We start from the raw sequence: 17,347 nt of genomic DNA, 5'->3' as shown, positions 1-17,347 counted from the left end.
AGGACATAAGCGTGGAAGGCAAATGCTGCCTCGTTACCGGAGCTCCAGGGTTCATCGGATCGCATCTTTGTCGCCGGCTGGCGAGCGAAGGTGCGGAAGTTCACGCCCTTGTCAGACCCGGTAGCGGGCCGGAGAGGATCGTCGGCATTGCCGACCGGATCACGATCCACCGCGTCGACATGGTCGACCGGGGCGCGATGGAAGCCTGCCTGAAGTCGGTGGAGCCGGATTTTGTGTTCCACCTTGCAACGCCCACACGCGGGCTCGGAGAACCGACGGCCGAAGCCTCCCGCTTCTCGGTCGACACGATACTCCTGCCGCTGATCGACCTCGTCGACATCCTCGCCGCGCTGCCACGCCCGCCCCTCAATGTCGTGCGGGCAGGCACGATTGCAGAATACGGCCACATCGCTGTGCCCTATCGCGAGCACCAGCACGAAGAGCCGGTCACTCCCTATGGCGCCGCCATGCTGGCAGGGACCAAATTCCTCGAGATGCTGGCGAGCCGGCTGCCCTTCCCCATCGTGAGTGCACGCCTTGCGCTGACATACGGACCCGACCAGTCGCGCGACTTCCTGCTTCCCTCACTGTTCGAGGCATGCAGCCGCGGAGAGGCAATCGAGATCAGGCGTCCCGATGACCGGCGTGACCTGATCCATGTGGAGGATGTGGTCGACGCCATGATCTGCCTGGCCGGGGATCCGCGTCCCGGAGCCAGTCACGTCAACATCTGCACCGGCATCGCTCCCACGATGCGCGAAGTCGCCCTGATGGTTGCCGAAGCCATGGATGCCGATCCGGGGCTCGTGAAATTGGGCAAGACCAGTGCGGGAGACCAGGTCAGCCACCTGCTGTCCGATCCCGGAATGGCAGCACTGGTCTACGGATGGCGTCCGAAAATCGGCATCCGCGAAGGCATCGGAATGCTTGCAGACCATTTTTCCGGCTCATTGAAAGCGGAGGTGCATTCGCGTGGCTAGCTCCGAGAAAACCCTCGTTTCCGTTCTCGTTCCGGCATTCAACGAGGAGGAAAATGTCGAGCGCGCCTACAGTTCGATCGTGACGACCTTCGACCGTCTGCCGGACTACGACTACGAGATCATCTTCACCGACAATCATTCGACCGACCGGACCTTTGACCTGCTCGAGGGAATTGCACGCAAGGATCCGAAGGTGAAGGTCATCCGCTTCTCGCGGAATTTCGGATACCAGCGCTCGCTCCTGTGCGGCTACAAGGCAGCCACTGGCGCCTGCTCGATCCAGCTCGACTGCGACCTGCAGGACCCGCCCGCACTCATCCCGGAGATGCTCAAGCTGTGGCGGATGGATCACCAGGTGGTCTACGGCATCCGCCGCTCGCTCCCCGACGGTTTCGTCGTCCGCCAGTTGAGGCGCGGGTTCTATCACCTGATCTCGAAAGTGAGCGAGGACGACCTGCCTGTGAATGTCGGCGAATACCGCCTGTGCGACCGCCGCATCCTCGAAGAACTGCGTAAGGTGAACGACACCACGCCCTATCTGCGCGGCCTGATCAGTTCGATGGGCTTCTCCCAGATCGGTATCGAATACGACCGTGCAGACCGCGTTGCAGGACAGAGCAAGTTCCCGCTCCGCTCGATGATCTCGCTGGCCGTGGACGGCCTGCTCAATCACTCGCTGCTTCCGCTGAGGCTGGCCTCCTATGCAGGCATCATCATCGGGCTGCTGACGATGGTCCTTTCATTTGTCTACATCGTCGGGCGTGTGCTGTTCGGCCAGGCCTGGCCGGCCGGCTTTGCAACCACCACCATCCTCCTGCTCATGTCGATCTCGATCAACGCAATCTTCATGGGGATCCTTGGCGAATACATCGGGCGGCTCTTCATCCAGTCGCGTACCGACGCCGATCCGATCATCGAGGCAAAGCTCAATTTCGACGAGCCGCGACACCATCCCCCGCATCTTCGCGAAATACGAAACGGCGGCTGAGCAGGTAAAATACTGCGGCATAGGCGCAAATGGCGGCCAGCTGGACGAAAGGGTTTTCGACAAAGCCCGCCGCACGCCCTGCTGTCACTATGCCGAGATTGACGGCGTACGATACGGCCACGACCGCGATGTAACGCCCCATTTCGCCACCCGAGATACGCTTGCGCACGCGGAATGTCAGGACCCGGTGCAGCATCCACGATATCGGCAGGCCCAGCGCGAAGCCGATGGCATTGGCGGCGTAGTCTCCTGCGCCGAAGAACAGCGCGGCCAGGATGAAGCCATAGCCCAGCAAGGTGTTGAAGCCGCCGACCGCGAGGAAACGCGCGATTTCCGCAAGGTCGCGCGTTTTCGCATTTCCCGACGGCACGCGGTCCATTCCTAGCGACCCACGGCCACGTATTTCATCCCGAGCCGCTCGACCTCCTGCCGGTGGTAGATGTTCCTGAGGTCGACAAGGACGAGATCGCGCATGCAGTCGCGTATACGCGAAAGGTCAAGGGCGCGGAACTCGTCCCACTCGGTCACGATGACGACCGCCTCGGCATCATCAGCCGCTTCGTAGGGCGATGACGCGTAGCAAACGTCCGAAAGGACCTTGCTGGCCTGTTCCACGCCTTGCGGATCATAGGCCGCGACCTTCGCGCCCGCATCCTGCAGCGCCTGGATGATCGCGATGGCCGGGCTGTCGCGCGTGTCGTCAGTCTCTGGCTTGAAGGTCAGGCCGAGGATGGCGACCTTTTTCCCGCGCGCATTGTCGCCGATGGCATGGACGATGCGTCGACCCATAGCCCGTTTGCGTTTGTCGTTCGACGAAACGACCGATTCCACGATCAGCTGCGGCACTTCGTAATCCTGCGCCGTCTTCAGAAGGGCGAGTGTATCCTTCGGGAAACAGCTCCCGCCATATCCCGGGCCGGCATGAAGGAACTTTGGACCGATGCGCTTGTCGAGCCCGATTGCGTGGGCGACGTTCTGGACATCCGCGCCGGTCTTCTCGCACAGGTCGGCGATCTCGTTGATGAAGGCGATCTTGGTCGCGAGGAAGGCGTTGCTCGCATATTTGGCGAGCTCGGCGGACGAGCGGTTCATCTCGACCACAGGCGACTTGTTAAGGAACAGCGGTCGATAGACCTCGCGCATCACCTCGAGCGCGCGCGGGTGGTCGCTTCCGATCACGATCCTGTCGGGTCGCTTGAAATCGGAGATGGCAGCCCCTTCACGCAGGAACTCCGGGTTGGAGACGACAGCGAAATCGGCATCCGGATTTGCCTCGCGGATGATCTCCTCCACCCGCTCTCCGGTTCCCACCGGCACGGTGGACTTGGTCACGACCACGGTGAATCCCTCGATTGCAGCGCCGATCTCGCGGGCAGCGCTCTCGACATAGGAAAGGTCTGCGTGCCCGTCTCCGCGACGTGAGGGAGTGCCGACAGCGATGAATACGACCTCGCTGGCGCGGACCGTTCCGGCCAAGTCGGTCGTGAATGCGAGGCGACCTGCGGCAACGTTGCGATCGATCAGCGTGTCGAGCCCCGGCTCGAAGATGGGCACTTCGCCGCGGTTGAGCGCGGCAGTCTTCTCCTCATCGATATCGACGCAGATCACATCGTGCCCGAAGTCGGCAAAGCACGCACCCGACACCAGTCCGACATAACCCGATCCGACAACGCCAATTCGCATTTTTCCGTGTCCTTCTGCGCAGGTACCGCAAGGACCATGCGGAGCCTCGCCAAGACCCGCAATTGCTCTTAAGGCTACGAAATCACTAGCAAAGCCAGCCGGATGCTAGCCTTGCGAGATGTACGAAAAAAGGCGCCGGGAAAAAGGATTAGCCCCTGTTCCCGACGCCCGAAAATTTCAGGCGGTGATATGTCGCGCTTCAGGCCGGCTGGCTGATCCGCTGCTCCTCGGCCGGCTCATCTGCAGGCCTGGCTTCAGCAGCCACCGTCGCACAGGCCGCGTTTGCATCCACGCCATTGTTGACGGCCCAGATCGCTGCCTGCGTGCGGTTCTGCACCATCAGCTTGCGCAGGATGGCCTTCACGTGGACCTTTACCGTCGCCTCGCTGATATCGAGGCGGTGGGCGATCACCTTGTTGGGGTAACCCATGATGAGGCAGCGAAGCGTCTCTATCTCGCGCTCCGAGAGGAGCTTCACGAGGTCGGCACCGCTCTTGCCGCTCGGACCGGGCATGACGCTGCGGTCTGCAAGATGATCGAGCAGCGCGCTCGGCAGCACCTTTTCGCCAAGGGTCACGAGACGCAGGGACTCAACCAGCGAACGGCAGGCGATTTCCTTGACGATGTAGCCGTCGATCCCTGCTCGAAAGGATTCGACCATCATCTCGTACTCGAACTCGTCGGTGAGCAGCACCAGGCGCGACTTGGCGAACGCTTTCCTGAGCGCGTGCACTTCGGTCTTGATGTCATGTGCTGCGCTGACATCGATGACGATCAGCTCGGATTCATCAATCGGGTCTTCCCCACCCGAGAGCATCGCTTCGCAATCTTTATAGGAATGGGAGACGACGAATTCTTCTTCAAGAATACGGCTCAGCCCTTCCCTCATGATAGAATTGGCACAAACGAGCGCCACATTTACTTCTGATTTTTCCAACATATTCGAGTACCCCGTACAAAAGTGGAAGTACGCGAACCCAAGTGAGAGATCTTCTTATTTTTGTAAGAAACCGTCACGGCCTGATATCTGGAGTCCCGTCCTAGAGCCCCCGGCTAATGGCGATTTCGTTATTTAGAATACGTGTTTTTCACGGATGCTCAAGCTGAAAGGCGTAGGGAACGCTCCCACGGATGAGCTGGTCAGCCCGGAGAACCGGCAAAAATGGCGGATTTCCTAGGGCAGTTGCTTGAAATGCAACAGAAAGAAAATCCGGTTTCCCTCACACGGGAAGACCAAAAATTTTTTCACGAAACGCGCAATCGAAATCTTCATAACGTTCACAAAAGCGCAGAATTGTCGGATATTTCCAAATCGCAACGCCGATTCTGGCGCGACTCGGAAGCGACCGATTCTCTAATTTAGATTGGCCTAAAGTCGCTCCGGATAGGGCCTCGCCTGCAACAAAAGTTAACTCTACCCCCTTGTTGCCAAGCCCGAGATTTCCCCCTGAGGGCATCACCCAAGCAGTAATGAGGTCTTTTGAGGCCGAGAACTACTTATCAGCGGCCTTGCCCAGAATTGTCTCATGGGTCAGTGTAAGCAAATGGGAGAGAGCGAGGGCGACAGCCTGCTTAAAATCGGTCTGGCCAAGTCGCTCGCGCGCGCCGGACTACCTACGCCTGATGCATTGCGGCGGCTGACCGGCGGGGCCACTATGGAGAGCTGGCGGTTCGTTTCCGGTGGTGAGGAATTCGTTCTGCGCCGCGCGCCAAGCCCCGCCTTCATGGCAGAGCGCCCATACGGGCATGATACCGAGGCCGCGATCATCCGTGCGGCCCGCGAGCAGGGCGTCACCGCACCCGAAGTAATCGAGGAGCTTGAACCCGCAGACGGGATCGGCAGCGGCTTCATCATGCGCGCCCTGCCTGGCACGCCCGATCCGCGGGCAATCCTCGCCATGGACGATCCCGCGCAATTGCTTCGCGAAGCGGCGCGCGACCTCGCGCTGATCCACTGCATCGCCCCGTCCGATCTCCCTTCTGACATTCCGACACTCGACTATGCCGAAGGGGTCGGAAAGTTGCGCGAGCAGTTCGAGGAGGCTGGCGGCGACCGACCGATCATCGCACTCGGCCTGCGCTGGCTGATGGACAACCTTCCCGATCCGGTCGAGCCGGTGCTCAATCATGGCGACTATCGGCTGGGCAATATCTTGTGCGAGGACAGCCACCTTACCGGCGTGCTCGACTGGGAGCTCGCCCACTTCGGCGACCCTCACGAAGACCTCGCCTTCGGGTGCATGCCCGTCTGGCGTTTCGGGGCCTATGACCGCCCTGCCCTCGGTTTCGACTCTCTCGAAGACTACTTCGCAGCCTACGAGAAAAATGGCGGCGGCGAGGTCGATCCTGCCCGCTTCCGCTTCTGGACCATCTACCGCACAGTCTGGTGGGCGCTGGGCTGCCTCAGGAATGCGCAGATGTGGCGCGGCGGCGACGACCGCATGCTCGAAAGGGTGGTTATCTCGCGGCGGACGAGCGAGCAGGAACTGGACCTCTTACTGCTGCTCGAAGAAGACACGCCCGAGGAAATGCGCTCTAGCAGGCTCGAGAAGATCGATCCCGAACTTGCCTACCGACATGTCGAGAAGGGCGAGGCCACACCGGGCGAGATTGCCACCGCGGTTTCCGAATGGCTGGCGCAGATAAAGGACAAGGTGTCGGGCCATGACAGGTTCCAGCTTGCGGTGGCCCGCAACGCCCTGGGCATGATTGCCCGAGAGGACGAATGGGGTCGTCTCGCTATCGTCGACCGCGAGCTGTGCGATGAAATCTTCGCCGGGAATGTCACGCTCGAAAGCAGCGACTTGCTCGATGAATTGCGCTTGGCTGCACTCGACAAGGTCGAAGCCAATGTGCCCAAATACCCCTCGCTATCGGTCGCTCGCTCCAAATGGCTCGGAGACAATTGATGGATTTCACCGTCCCGCAGGATCTCGAAGACTATTACGCCGAACTCGAACGCTTCATCGAGACAGAGATCGATTCGCTTGTCGCCAAGGACGACAACATCCGTTTCTTCGACCACCGCCGCGAGAACGCCCGGACCGACTGGGAGCGCGAAGGCCTGCCCAATCACGAGTGGGAAGACCTGCTGCGGCAGGCGCGCAAGGTGGCGGACGAGGCGGGCCACTGGCGCTTCTCCGCGCCGAAGAAATACGGCGGCAAGGATGGCTCGAACCTCTGGATGGCTGTCATCCGTGACCGCTTCGCGCAGCGCGGACTTGGCCTGCACAATGATCTCCAGAACGAACATTCGATCGTCGGCAACTTCCCCTTTGTCGCCATGTTCGAACAGTGGGGCACAGAAGAGCAGAAGCAGGAATTCATCCTCGGCGGGTTCGAGGGAACGCGCCGCGTCGCCTTCGGCCTGACAGAGGCGAACCACGGCTCCGATGCCACCCACATGGAGACGACCGCGGTGCGCGAGACGCGCGACGGTGTCGACGGCTGGCTGATCAATGGCGAGAAGATGTGGATCACCGGCATGCATGTCGCCACACACTGCGCGATGTTCTGCCGCACCAGCGGTGAAGCCGGCGATGCCCGCGGGATCACCTGCCTGCTCGTCCCCAACCCGACCGAGGGGCTGGAGATCGAAGAGTGGATGTGGACCTTCAACATGCCCACCGATCACCCGCGCCTGTCAGTGAAGGATGTCTGGGTTCCGGAGAGCGCGATGCTCGGGCGCGAAGGCCTTGGCCTCGCTCTTGCGCAGAGCTTCGTCCACCAGAACCGCATCCGGCAGGCGGCAAGCTCGCTCGGCGCGGCGCAATATTGCGTTGAGGAAAGCGTGCGTTACGCCCGCGAGCGCAAGCCTTTTGGTGAGGAGCTGGCGCGCAATCAGGCGATCCAGTTCCCGCTCGTCGAGCTTGCTACGCAGTGCGAGATGCTGCGCCTGCTGATCTACAAGACCGCCTGGGAAATGGACAACATGCCGCATGAGGAGATCGAGAAGACGATCTCCGACAAGGTCTCCATGTGCAATTACTGGGCGAACCGGCTCGTCTGCCAGGCCGCCGACCGCGCGATGCAGGTGCACGGCGGCATCGGTTATTCGCGCCACAAGCCCTTCGAGCACATCTACCGCCACCACCGGCGCTACCGGATCACCGAGGGCGCGGAGGAAATCCAGATGCGAAAGGTGGGCGCTTACCTGTTCGGCTATCTCGGCCCGCGACGGGGCAAGTTCGGCTAGAGGTTTTTCTCCAGCACGGCATCGATAAGGCCGCGCGTAATGACCTTGAGGGCGAGCGTCTCTTCGGCTCCTTCGAAGATCGAGAGCACTCGCGCGTCAATCCAGTACCGGCTCACCGGCATCTCCTCGGCATAGCCCATGCCGCCGTGGATCTGCAGCGCTTCGCGCGACACCGTCTCGGCTGACCGGCAGGAGATCAGCTTGGCGACGCTTGCCTCGCCGCTGCCCCCACCCTCGTCGAGCCTCCTGCCGACATCGAATGCGAGCAGGCGGCAGGCGACATAGCGTGCCGCCATCTTCGCCAGCTTGACCTGTGTCAGTTGATATTCGGCAAGTGGCTGGCCGAATACCTTGCGTTCGCGCGCATAGGCGATCGCGGCCTTCAGGCTGGCGCGCATCAGGCCGAGCGCGCGGCCAGCGGTCTGGATTCTTCCCCGGTCATGCCTGCCATCGTCAGGTAGAAACCGCGCCCCAGCCCCTCTTCGCCGCCGATCACGTTCGCATCGGGCACGAAGAAGTCCTCGAAGGCGAGATCGAAGCTATGCATCCCGCGATAGCCGATGGTCGGAATAGCCTTGCCCTTGAGCGTTCCGCCGCCATCCTGTTCGACTAGGAATTCGTGTCCCTCGACGCTCGGTTTCTCGACCAGCAAGACGCTCAGCCCCCGGTGCCCCTTGGACCGGTCCGGATCGGTTCGGGTGACGACCATGAGCAGGCCTGCCTTGCCGGCAAAGGTGCACCAGGTCTTGGCCCCGTTGAGCAGCCAGCCGCCTTCGGTTTCCGTACCCCTCAGGGCTAGCGAAGCGACATCGGAGCCATAGTCGGGCTCGGTAATCGAGATCGCGCACAGCGGATCGCCTGCTGCAATCCGGGGCAACCACTCCTGCTTCTGTTCCTCGGTGCCGCCTGCCAGCAGCGCCCGCGCGAGAATTTCAGGGCGCGTGATCAGGCTGCCTGCAGCCGCAAGCGAGGCTTCCGACAGCGCCTCGGTCACAGCAATCATCAGGGGCGTATTCTCGCGCTCGCCCGCACTGCCCCCGTAGGCTTCTGGGATGGAGAGGCCGAAAACACCCATCTCGCGCATCGGCTGGAGCAGGCTTTCCGGAACGGTCAGGTCCTTGCGGTGAATGTCCTCGGCAAGCGGCGCGACCACATCCCGAGCGAAGCGAGAGAAGCCCTCGGCCGCCATGGCCGCCATCTCGTCGAGGTCGACCGCGCCCAGTTCGCCATCGTGTTCGACCACCCTTTCGCCGAGATCAGAAAGGAAGGCGGTTGATGCGCCTTTGCTGCGCAGTTCGGCGAAATCATCGCTCGCGCGAATGGCAAGCAGCTCGCCCGTATCGAGGCCAAGACCGGCGTGGATTTCCTCCAGGCGGCCAAGCGAGGTGACGACGCTCTCGGCGACGAAGGCGGTTGCCAGGTCCCAGTCGAGTTCGCTCATCCGCTCGTGACCCGAAAGGCAGCTTTGCGCAGCAAGCAGGTCGGCGTGGACGACTGCGACCTCATAGCTCGCCATTTGGTACTCGTCGGCAAGCGCCGGATCGATCCGGCCGTCCCGTGCGCAGCGTGCAGCCAGTGTCGCCACAGCGCGATCAAGCTCGTCGCCGATCCTACCAAGAAGTTCGCGTGTCATTGTCTCTCCGCCCGATGACGGCACAATTCCGTCACGCCCGTTCCCGTAATTTGCGGGAGCGGCACCCTGCAGTGGCTTGCGCTATCGGGCAAGACGCGATTGCAGCGCGGCTCAAATTGCGGTGCTGAACGTACGGAAGCTGTCCTCGCGATAGGCGTCGATGGTCGCCGCCAGTGTGCGTGCATAGGGCCTGCCTTCGGGGAGCAGTCTGAGGTTGAGCCCGTCGAGCCGCGCCAGCCCGCGATCGACAAAGGGGTCCAGGCGGGTCCTGATGCCGGCAAGGATGCAAGGGGTGAGCTCCGCCTCGCCGCGGCACAGAAGGTGCTCGATGATCTCGCCCCTCATCCGGTCGTCTGCGCTTCGCACGATCCCGCGCGTTGTCGTCAGGCGATCCTGCGATGCGAGCATGCGATAGCGGCCGCTGTTCTTCTCGTTTTGTGCGAGCAATTGCGGGAAGCTGCTGATCGCCGAACTGCCCAGCCCTATCAGCGAGATCCGCGTCATCGTCGGTATAGCCCTGGAAGTTGCGTCGCAGCGTGCCTCCAGCAACTGCGATGGCCATAGGGTCGCGCGGCTTTGCAAAATGGTCGAAGCCGACAGGGACATATCCCTTCTCAACGAGCAGCTCGTACCCACTTGCAGCCATGGTGAAGCGTTCCTCCACGCTGGCGAGCGCGTTCTCGTCGATCATCCGCTGCCGCGGCACGATATGCGGGACATGGGCATAGCCGAACAGTGCGATGCGGTCGGCACCGAGAAGGCTCGCATATTCGAGGCTGTCAGACAGGTCCTGCGCCGACTGGTGAGGCAGTCCGTACATCAGGTCGAAATTGAGCGAGGTGACGCCAGCATCGCGCAGCCAGTCGATCGTGCGGCAGATCAGGCTGTCTTGCTGGACCCGGCCAATGGCCTTCTGGCAGTGTGCGGCAAAGGTCTGCACGCCCAGGCTGGCGCGGGTAATACCGGCCTCGCCAATCGCTTCGCCCCACTCTGCCGACATCGAGCGCGGGTCGAGCTCGGTCGACCAGACAGTATCGGACATTGCGAAATTACGATGCAGCGCCTCGACGAGGTCGATGAACTCCTGCGGCAGGATGGCATTCGGGCTGCCTCCGCCGAACGACACCCTGCGCACGCGGGCATCTTTCGGCAGCAGTTCGGCAACCGTTTCGATCTCCGCATGAAGGGCCGTCAGGTAGGATTCCAGTCGGTGCCGCCTGCCTGCCGCGCCGGTATTGCAGCCGCAATAGAAGCAGATCTTCTCGCAGAACGGGATGTGCAGGTAGAGCGAGATATCTCCGCCCGCTCCCTCCAGCGCCTCGCAGTACTTGGTTGGCTCCAGCGGGCCGAATTCGGCAGCCGTCGGATAGCTGGTGTAGCGCGGAACGGGCTTGGCGAGCAGGTCGGGGTAATGGGTCCACATGCCATCCTGTTGGAGGATGGCGGGCATAGCTTCATTGACCTCGATCAATCTTCTTGCGCGAACATCCCGCGTGGCACCCCGATTGATGGCAGTCACCCTTGCCATCATCCGGCGCGGGGCTGCCGAGACCGATCTCGATCACCTCACCGCTCCCGCAAAGCGTTACCGTGAGAGTGTGCTCCTCGGCAGGGAGCGGTCCGATCATTGCGGGCACGAGAGCGAAAACGGTGAGAAGCAGGGAATTCACTGCCCCTTCTCCTCTTCCTCGTCGATCAAGATGCGCTGTGCGGCCCCGTCGAGATCATCGAACTGTTCATGCTTCATCGCCCAGAAGAACACAGCGAGACCCAGCGCACCCATGCCGAGCGCAACGGGGATAAGGATCGCAAGACCGCTCATCGCGCCGCCCTCGCCAAGCGGAGCGAATTGGCGACGACGATCAGCGAGCTCAGCGACATGCAGATGGCAGCAATCAACGGCGTCACCAACCCTGCAAGCGCGAGCGGAACGGCCAGAACGTTGTAGCCGATCGCGAATGCGAAGTTCTGGCGAACGATCGCCATCGTCCGGCGAGAGGCACGAACGGCTGTCGCAACAGGCGCCAGCGTCTTTCCAAGGAACACGGCATCGGCGGCTTGCTGGCTGATGTCGCTGGCCGTCCCGGGAGCAATTGAGGCATGGGCCGCGGCCAGTGCAGGCCCGTCATTGAGCCCGTCGCCCACCATCAACGGCTTATGCCCATTCATCTTCAATGCCTCAAGCATGGCGAGCTTGTCTTCGGGCCGCACGCCGCCGAAGCCCTCGATCTGGAGCTGGGAAGCGACCTTCTCGACCGCGCCCTTCGTATCGCCCGAAAGGATCCTCGAAGAAATGCCCAGCTCGGAAAGCGTGGCCAGCGCCGTTTGCGCATCGGCGCGCAACTCGTCGGCGAACCCGATGGTGTAGCAGCGGTCCCCGATCCGCAACTCGGTACCGGGAGCCTCCGTATTCTCGCTGCCGCGATGAAGGCGCACTTCCGTTCCGTGGCACTTCCCACGGATGCCGACGCCTGCACTTTCGTCGATCTCGGTGATCTCGGCAGCGATCACGCCGTTCTCGCGCAGCCTAGCAGCAAGGCCCCGGCTGAGCGGATGCGCGCTTGCCTGCGCGAGGCCCAGCGCAACCTGCTGCGCCGTGACATCGAGCGCCGAGACGTCCGGAACGGGCTCGCCGAGCGTCAGCGTACCGGTCTTGTCGAACAGCGCGATATCGACCTCGGCTAGCCGCTCGAGCGCGCTCCCGTCCTTGACCAAGACGCCTGCGCGGGAAAGCGCGCCCGAGGCAACGACCTGCGCTGCAGGAACCGCAAGGCCAAGCGCGCAGGGACAGGTGATGATAAGGACGGCAATCGCGATGATCATTGACTGGTGCCAGCCGGCACCGGCCAGCATCCATCCGACAAAGGCCAGCAGCGCCAGCGTATGGACCGCCGGCGCGTAGAGGCGTGAGGCACGATCGGCTATACGGACGTAGCGGCTTCGCGATTGCCCTGCCTCGTCCATGAGCCGCGCGATTTCGGCGAGAACCGTGTCGTCATTCGCAGCCGTGACCTCGACCACCAGCGGTCCGTCTATGAGGATCGCGCCGGCATGTACGGTGTCGCCCACACCCACGGCCACCGACGCGCTCTCACCCGTCAGCATGGAGTTGTCGATCCGGCCTCGCCCTTCGACAATCCGCCCGTCAGCTGCCAGTGCATCCCCCGAGGGAACCAGCATGGTCATCCCGGCAGCCAGTTCCTTGGCCTCCAGCCGCGAGGTGCTGCCATCAGCCAGTACGACGGTGGCGTACTTGCCCATCCGCGATAGCAGGGCACCGATCCCGGCTCGCGTCCGCCCGCGCATGGTGGCGTCGAGAGCTCGCCCGGTGAGCAGGAAGAAGAGCAGCATGACCGCGCCGTCGAAATAGGCGTGCGCGCCGCCGACGACTGTCTCGTGGAAAGACATTGCCGTCGCGAGCAGGACACCGATCGAAATCGGCACGTCCATGTTCGTTCGCCCGTGACGCAGCGCCATGAGCGCACTGGAGAAGAACGGGCGACCCGAATAGGCGACGACGGGCAATGCGATCAGCGCCGAGAGCCAGTGGAACAGCTCGCGCGTGACCCCGCCCGCGCCGGACCAGACACTGACCGACAGCAGCATGATGTTCATCATGCCGAAGCCCGCGACAGCCAGCGCGCGAAGCAGGCGGCGCGTTTCCTTATCGTCCTGCGCCAGCGGGTTCTCGGCGGCGGGCTGCGCCTCGAAACCCAGACCGGCCAGTTCAAGGATCAGACTATCCTCGTCCCAACGCTCGTCGTGCCGCACCGCGACACGCTTGGCAGAGAAATTCACCCGTGCCGCTTCGACACCCTCGAGCTGCGACAGGCCGCGCTCGATCTTTGCGATGCAACCCGCACAGCGGATCCCGGGCACGGTGAAGCGCGTGTCATGCTCCGCATGTGCCTCCCCGGGCGTCATGGTTGCATGAGCGTTCACCCCAGCGGCCTCTCGATGCGGTATTCGCGTTCACCTTCGGCGAGGATCAGCCGCACCAGCCACCGGCCTTCAGGAAGCGTCTCTTCACTCAGGAAGCGATCGCCCTCGGCAGAATCGAGCTCCCAGCGCAGCGGCTCGGAGCGACCGAGGGGATTACGAAGCTCCGCAATTGCTGTCACACCTTCGGGCGTCCCTTGCGTACGGACTTCGAGCCGTCCGTCACCGCTACGGGCGATCTCCGCGCTCCAGCCCAGCTCATTGGCCTCCTCCGCGGCTGCCAGCCAAGTGTTGAACTTCTGACTGGCGACATAGGAGTTCTCGACTACCACGCCGCCGAAGCTGCCTACTGCCTGGCTCGCCATGAAGAAATTCACGGCGACGACGATCCCGAAGCCACCGACCAGCACGCCGGTCATGTGCCATCCGCTGAAAGGCTTTCTCATCGGTTCTCCTCCGGAGCACTGAAGCGTATCGTGCCCCTGTCCGTTTCGGGGCGCTCGTCCTCGGTCGAAAGGACGAAGGCGAATTCTTGCTGGGCGGTGCCGCGCGGTGCGACGACATAGGCGCGTACGCTGCGTGTCTGGTCTGCGGGGACCGTGAAGGTCTGGCTTCGCGCGGCGGAATCACGGCGAATACCGTCGGTCCAGAACTCCCCGCCGTCGAGCTCTTCGAGCGAAACCGACATTTCTCGCGGCGTGCTGGACATGTTGCGCAGCCGCAGCGTGTAGGAGTTGCGCACAGAGCCGTCGCTCATCAGCATGAAGGGCGGATTGCGATCTTGCGCGATCGTAAGATCGAGATGGCTGCGTGTGCCCAGCGCAAATAGCAGGGCCAGGCCCACGGCCGACCAGACACCGAGGTATACGAGCGTGCGCGGACGCAGCAGCGCCTTCCACGCGGGTTTTGCCTCGCCTCCTGCAGCCTCGCGGTCGCAGTCCTCGAGCGTTGCATAGTCGATAAGCCCTCGAGGCCGGTCGATCTGCGCCATCACGCGGTCGCAGGCGTCGATGCACAGGCCGCATGTGATGCACCCGATCTGGGGCCCTTCGCGAATGTCGATTCCCGTCGGGCAGACTTGCACGCACTCGGTGCAATCGATGCAGTCGCCGTAGCTTCCGGGGTTCTTCTTCGCCTTCTTGATGCTTCCCCGGGGTTCGCCGCGCCAGTCCTTGTAGGTCACCAGCAGCGACTTCTCGTCCATCATCGCGGTCTGGATGCGCGGCCAGGGGCACATGTAGATGCACACCTGCTCGCGCATGAACCCGCCGAGCACGACGGTGGTCAGCGTAAGGATCGCGACCGTGATGTAGGCGACCGGCGCTGCCTCGCCGCGCCAGAAATCTTGAACCAGCGTGGGAGCATCGGCGAAATACATGATCCATGCGCCGCCGGTCCAGAACCCGATGAAGACATAGATAGACCACTTGAGACCGCGCTTGGCCACCTTGCCCCAGGTCCAGGGAGCGGCATCGAGCCGCATGCGGGCGTTGCGATCGCCGTCGACAAAGCGGTCGACGTGCTGGAAGACATCGGTCCAGACTGTCTGGGGGCAGGAATAGCCACACCAGGCGCGGCCCACCGCGCTCGTCACCAAGAACAGGCCAATCCCTGCCATGATGAGCAGGCCGGCCACGAAATAGAACTCGTGCGGCCAGATCTCGATGCCGAACATGTAGAAACGGCGGTTGGCAAGATCGACGAGAACCGCCTGGTCGGGCGCGTAGGGACCGCGATCCCAGCGTATCCACGGCGTGCCGTAGTAGATCGCCAGCGTGACCAGCATGACCAGCCACTTGAAGCGGCGGAACGGCCCGTCGATGCGCTTGTTGTGCACCGCTTTGCGCGCTTCGTAGAGCTTCTCCGGCAGGTTCTGGCGCGGTGGCTCGTGCGGCTCATGCCGCTGTGTCGCAGCCTCCGGCGAGGCGACGGCGCTGCTGACCGGTTCATTGGTCTTGGCAACGCCGTCCTCGACGACAACCGACCAGTCGCGGCCGGACTTGCGCTCCGGTTCTTCAGGGTTGCTCATTCGCCCCGTCCACGGCGTCTCCGGCTGCCACGGTTTCGGCACTCGTTTCGTCCGCGATTACCTCGTCCTCGCCGCCACCGCGCGTATGTACATAGGCAGTCAGCATCTTGATCGTGACCGGGTCGAGCCTGTCGCCGAACGCCGGCATAACGCCCAGCTTGGGGTTCAGGATCTGGGCGCTAACGGCCTCGGGGCTGCTGCCGCGAAGCCAGATCGCGTCGTCAAGGCGCGGCGCGCCGACGGTGCGATCGCCCTGTCCGGCATTGCCATGGCAGACGCTGCAGTTGTCGGAATAGAGCTGCGCGCCATTCGGGTTGGCGGCTTCAAGGCCACTCAGCGACCGGACATGCGAAACAAGCGCGGTCATCTGGGCGCTATCGAACGCGCCATCAAATGAAGGCATTGCGCCCTGCCTCTGGTCGGCGTCCGGCTGGCGGATGCCTTTGGAGATCGAATATTCGATCGCCGTGAGCGAACCGCCCCACAGCCAGTCGTCATCGTTGAGGTTGGGGTAGCCCAGTTCCTGATTACCGGCCGCGCCCGAGCCATGACACTGGGTGCAATGGACGCGGAATGCGGCTCCGCCACCGGCGGCAGCTTGCTGCATCAGTTCGGGATTGGCGAGCAGCTTCTCGACATCGGTCGCGGCAAGACGCTCGCCGACTGAGACACGTGCCTGGTCCGCAACGCTCATTTCCTCTGCCAGCTGGCCTCGGCTCGTCCACCCCAGCAAGCCTTCGGTCGCGCTGGAGAGCATCGGCCATGCCGGATAGGCGATGGTATAGCCGATCCCCCAGACGACCGTCAGGTAGAAGGTCCAGAGCCACCATCGCGGAAGCGGCGTATCGAGCTCCTCGATACCGTCCCACTCGTGGCCGACGAACTCGGTGCCGGTCGGCTGGTCGATGCGCTTTTCGTCATTCGCCATCGGTCTTGTCCTCGAAAATCGAATGGGCTGCGTTGTGATTGTGCTCACGTGCTCCCGGGCGGAACGGCCAGGCGCTCAGCCCGATGAAGAGGAACATCATCACGATCAGGAAGTAGCTGTCGGCGAAGTGGCGCAACATTTCGTACATGGTCAGCGCCCCCTCTCGTTCGCGAGTTCCTCCTGCGCCGCGGCGCTCTCGACATCGACCAGCGTGCCGAGCATCTGGAGGTAGGCGACCAGCGCATCCATCTCGGTCAGGCGCGTGGGATCGCCGTCGTAATCGCGCACCTGCGACTTGGGATAGCGGCTGGCGAGTGCTTCTGCGTCGCCGAAGCTATCAGCCTGCAGCGCAAGATCACCTTCGGCATTCTCGATCTGCTCGTCCGTATAGGGGACACCCACGCGGCGCAGCGCCGTCAGGTTCGCAGCCGGATCAGCAACCTCGAGATCGGCTTCGGCGAGGAAGCCGTATTGCGGCATGATGCTTTCAGGCACCACATCCTGCGGATTGACCAGGTGCTGGACGTGCCATTCGTCCGAATAGCGACCGCCAACGCGTGCAAGGTCGGGACCGGTCCGCTTGGATCCCCATTGGAAGGGGTGGTCGTACATGCTCTCGGCGGCGAGGCTGTAGTGGCCGTAGCGTTCGACCTCGTCCTTGAACGGGCGGATCATCTGGCTGTGGCAGGTGTAGCAGCCCTCACGGATGTAGATGTCGCGGCCTGCCAACTCGAGCGGGGTATAGGGGCGCATCCCGTCCACCTTCTCGACGGTGTTGTCGATCCAAAACAGCGGCGCGATCTCCACGATGCCGCCTATGGTGACGGTCAGGAAGGTGGCGACCGCCAACAGCGTGACGTTGCGCTCGAGCCTCTTGTGGCCCTTGACGGTTGCCTCGACATCGGGCGGTTCCTGCGAGAGGGGAGGCGCCGAGATCGCTTCTTCGGGTTTGTCGGTCATGGTCTCCTGGCT

The 17,347-nt window shown here is 62.7% G+C and carries 17 protein-coding genes and 1 pseudogene; 4 read left to right on the top strand and 14 right to left on the bottom strand.

Going from position 1 to position 17,347, the window contains the following annotated elements; all coding sequences use genetic code 11:
- Positions 1 to 11 precede the first annotated feature (11 nt).
- Both ACZ1G8_RS11170 and ACZ1G8_RS11165 read left to right on the top strand, forming a co-directional pair.
- Entirely contained in the window at positions 12 to 980 is a 969-nt protein-coding gene (locus ACZ1G8_RS11170) for an NAD-dependent epimerase/dehydratase family protein (RefSeq protein WP_472679464.1), read from the top strand.
- Positions 973 to 1,968, top strand: coding sequence for a glycosyltransferase family 2 protein (locus ACZ1G8_RS11165; RefSeq protein ID WP_472679463.1), 996 nt, complete (start codon positions 973 to 975; stop codon positions 1,966 to 1,968). Before ACZ1G8_RS11170 ends, ACZ1G8_RS11165 begins: the two co-directional genes overlap by 8 nt.
- Here ACZ1G8_RS11165 and ACZ1G8_RS11160 read toward each other — a convergent pair.
- From ACZ1G8_RS11160 to ACZ1G8_RS11150, 3 genes are all read right to left on the bottom strand, one after another.
- Positions 1,907 to 2,338, bottom strand: a complete 432-nt coding sequence (locus ACZ1G8_RS11160; RefSeq protein ID WP_472679462.1) for a GtrA family protein — start codon at positions 2,336 to 2,338, stop codon at positions 1,907 to 1,909. The genes ACZ1G8_RS11165 and ACZ1G8_RS11160 overlap by 62 nt on opposite strands.
- Positions 2,339 to 2,349: 11 nt before the next feature.
- Positions 2,350 to 3,651 (bottom strand): UDP-glucose dehydrogenase family protein, encoded by a 1,302-nt coding sequence (locus ACZ1G8_RS11155; protein ID WP_472679461.1) that lies wholly within the window; start codon positions 3,649 to 3,651, stop codon positions 2,350 to 2,352.
- Positions 3,652 to 3,850: 199 nt separating this feature from the next.
- Positions 3,851 to 4,588: a LuxR C-terminal-related transcriptional regulator gene (locus ACZ1G8_RS11150; protein WP_472679460.1), complete on the bottom strand. Its 738-nt coding sequence runs from the start codon at positions 4,586 to 4,588 to the stop codon at positions 3,851 to 3,853.
- A 607-nt stretch (positions 4,589 to 5,195) separates the two neighbouring features.
- Between ACZ1G8_RS11150 and ACZ1G8_RS11145 the strand changes: the two genes are divergently transcribed.
- Together ACZ1G8_RS11145 and ACZ1G8_RS11140 are read left to right on the top strand one after the other, a co-directional pair.
- A complete protein-coding gene (locus tag ACZ1G8_RS11145) occupies positions 5,196 to 6,560 on the top strand; it encodes a phosphotransferase (protein WP_472679459.1) in 1,365 nt (454 codons plus the stop codon).
- A complete protein-coding gene (locus tag ACZ1G8_RS11140; protein WP_472679458.1) occupies positions 6,560 to 7,846 on the top strand; it encodes an acyl-CoA dehydrogenase family protein in 1,287 nt (428 codons plus the stop codon). The genes ACZ1G8_RS11145 and ACZ1G8_RS11140 overlap by 1 nt, the downstream gene beginning before the upstream one ends.
- Here ACZ1G8_RS11140 and ACZ1G8_RS11135 read toward each other — a convergent pair.
- The 11 genes and pseudogenes from ACZ1G8_RS11135 to ccoO all read right to left on the bottom strand — a co-directional run bounded on the left by ACZ1G8_RS11135 (position 7,843) and on the right by ccoO (position 17,335).
- Positions 7,843 to 8,244, bottom strand: coding sequence for an acyl-CoA dehydrogenase family protein (locus ACZ1G8_RS11135; RefSeq protein WP_472679457.1), 402 nt, complete (start codon positions 8,242 to 8,244; stop codon positions 7,843 to 7,845). The two genes, ACZ1G8_RS11140 and ACZ1G8_RS11135, sit on opposite strands and share 4 nt — an antisense overlap.
- Positions 8,244 to 9,479, bottom strand: a complete 1,236-nt coding sequence (locus ACZ1G8_RS11130; RefSeq protein ID WP_472679456.1) for an acyl-CoA dehydrogenase family protein — start codon at positions 9,477 to 9,479, stop codon at positions 8,244 to 8,246. Before ACZ1G8_RS11130 ends, ACZ1G8_RS11135 begins: the two co-directional genes overlap by 1 nt.
- Positions 9,480 to 9,590: 111 nt before the next feature.
- A pseudogene (gene hemN / locus ACZ1G8_RS11125) lies at positions 9,591 to 10,902 on the bottom strand (oxygen-independent coproporphyrinogen III oxidase).
- A 31-nt stretch (positions 10,903 to 10,933) separates the two neighbouring features.
- Entirely contained in the window at positions 10,934 to 11,149 is a 216-nt protein-coding gene (locus tag ACZ1G8_RS11120; protein ID WP_472679455.1) for a hypothetical protein, read from the bottom strand.
- Entirely contained in the window at positions 11,146 to 11,301 is a 156-nt protein-coding gene (gene ccoS, locus ACZ1G8_RS11115; protein ID WP_472679454.1) for a cbb3-type cytochrome oxidase assembly protein CcoS, read from the bottom strand. The genes ACZ1G8_RS11120 and ccoS overlap by 4 nt, the downstream gene beginning before the upstream one ends.
- Positions 11,298 to 13,403 carry a heavy metal translocating P-type ATPase gene (locus ACZ1G8_RS11110; protein WP_472681243.1) on the bottom strand — a complete coding sequence of 702 codons (2,106 nt, stop codon included), beginning with the start codon at positions 13,401 to 13,403 and terminating at the stop codon, positions 11,298 to 11,300. The genes ccoS and ACZ1G8_RS11110 overlap by 4 nt, the downstream gene beginning before the upstream one ends.
- 14 nt (positions 13,404 to 13,417) lie before the next feature.
- On the bottom strand, positions 13,418 to 13,864 hold the full coding sequence (locus ACZ1G8_RS11105) for a FixH family protein (RefSeq protein ID WP_472679453.1): 447 nt from the start codon (positions 13,862 to 13,864) through the stop codon (positions 13,418 to 13,420).
- Entirely contained in the window at positions 13,861 to 15,447 is a 1,587-nt protein-coding gene (ccoG, locus tag ACZ1G8_RS11100) for a cytochrome c oxidase accessory protein CcoG (protein ID WP_472679452.1), read from the bottom strand. Before ccoG ends, ACZ1G8_RS11105 begins: the two co-directional genes overlap by 4 nt.
- On the bottom strand, positions 15,434 to 16,375 hold the full coding sequence (ccoP, locus tag ACZ1G8_RS11095; RefSeq protein WP_472679451.1) for a cytochrome-c oxidase, cbb3-type subunit III: 942 nt from the start codon (positions 16,373 to 16,375) through the stop codon (positions 15,434 to 15,436). Before ccoP ends, ccoG begins: the two co-directional genes overlap by 14 nt.
- On the bottom strand, positions 16,365 to 16,523 hold the full coding sequence (locus ACZ1G8_RS11090) for a cbb3-type cytochrome c oxidase subunit 3 (RefSeq protein ID WP_472679450.1): 159 nt from the start codon (positions 16,521 to 16,523) through the stop codon (positions 16,365 to 16,367). Before ACZ1G8_RS11090 ends, ccoP begins: the two co-directional genes overlap by 11 nt.
- A gap of 2 nt (positions 16,524 to 16,525) precedes the next feature.
- Positions 16,526 to 17,335 (bottom strand): cytochrome-c oxidase, cbb3-type subunit II, encoded by an 810-nt coding sequence (gene ccoO, locus ACZ1G8_RS11085; protein ID WP_472679449.1) that lies wholly within the window; start codon positions 17,333 to 17,335, stop codon positions 16,526 to 16,528.
- Positions 17,336 to 17,347: the final 12 nt, after the last annotated feature.

Source organism: Qipengyuania sp. BR81-2, assembly GCF_055693895.1.
This window is presented reverse-complemented; position numbering and strand designations above follow the sequence as displayed.

Coding starts and splice junctions, on each gene's coding strand:
- ACZ1G8_RS11155 (WP_472679461.1), bottom strand. CDS start 3,651: ATGCGAATTGGCGTTGTCGGATCGGGTTATGTCGGACTGGTGTCGGGT.
- ACZ1G8_RS11145 (WP_472679459.1), top strand. CDS start 5,196: ATGGGAGAGAGCGAGGGCGACAGCCTGCTTAAAATCGGTCTGGCCAAG.
- ACZ1G8_RS11140 (WP_472679458.1), top strand. CDS start 6,560: ATGGATTTCACCGTCCCGCAGGATCTCGAAGACTATTACGCCGAACTC.
- ACZ1G8_RS11135 (WP_472679457.1), bottom strand. CDS start 8,244: ATGCGCGCCAGCCTGAAGGCCGCGATCGCCTATGCGCGCGAACGCAAG.
- ACZ1G8_RS11130 (WP_472679456.1), bottom strand. CDS start 9,479: ATGACACGCGAACTTCTTGGTAGGATCGGCGACGAGCTTGATCGCGCT.
- ccoS (WP_472679454.1), bottom strand. CDS start 11,301: ATGAGCGGTCTTGCGATCCTTATCCCCGTTGCGCTCGGCATGGGTGCG.
- ACZ1G8_RS11110 (WP_472681243.1), bottom strand. CDS start 13,403: ATGACGCCCGGGGAGGCACATGCGGAGCATGACACGCGCTTCACCGTG.
- ACZ1G8_RS11105 (WP_472679453.1), bottom strand. CDS start 13,864: ATGAGAAAGCCTTTCAGCGGATGGCACATGACCGGCGTGCTGGTCGGT.
- ccoG (WP_472679452.1), bottom strand. CDS start 15,447: ATGAGCAACCCTGAAGAACCGGAGCGCAAGTCCGGCCGCGACTGGTCG.
- ccoP (WP_472679451.1), bottom strand. CDS start 16,375: ATGGCGAATGACGAAAAGCGCATCGACCAGCCGACCGGCACCGAGTTC.
- ACZ1G8_RS11090 (WP_472679450.1), bottom strand. CDS start 16,523: ATGTACGAAATGTTGCGCCACTTCGCCGACAGCTACTTCCTGATCGTG.
- ccoO (WP_472679449.1), bottom strand. CDS start 17,335: ATGACCGACAAACCCGAAGAAGCGATCTCGGCGCCTCCCCTCTCGCAG.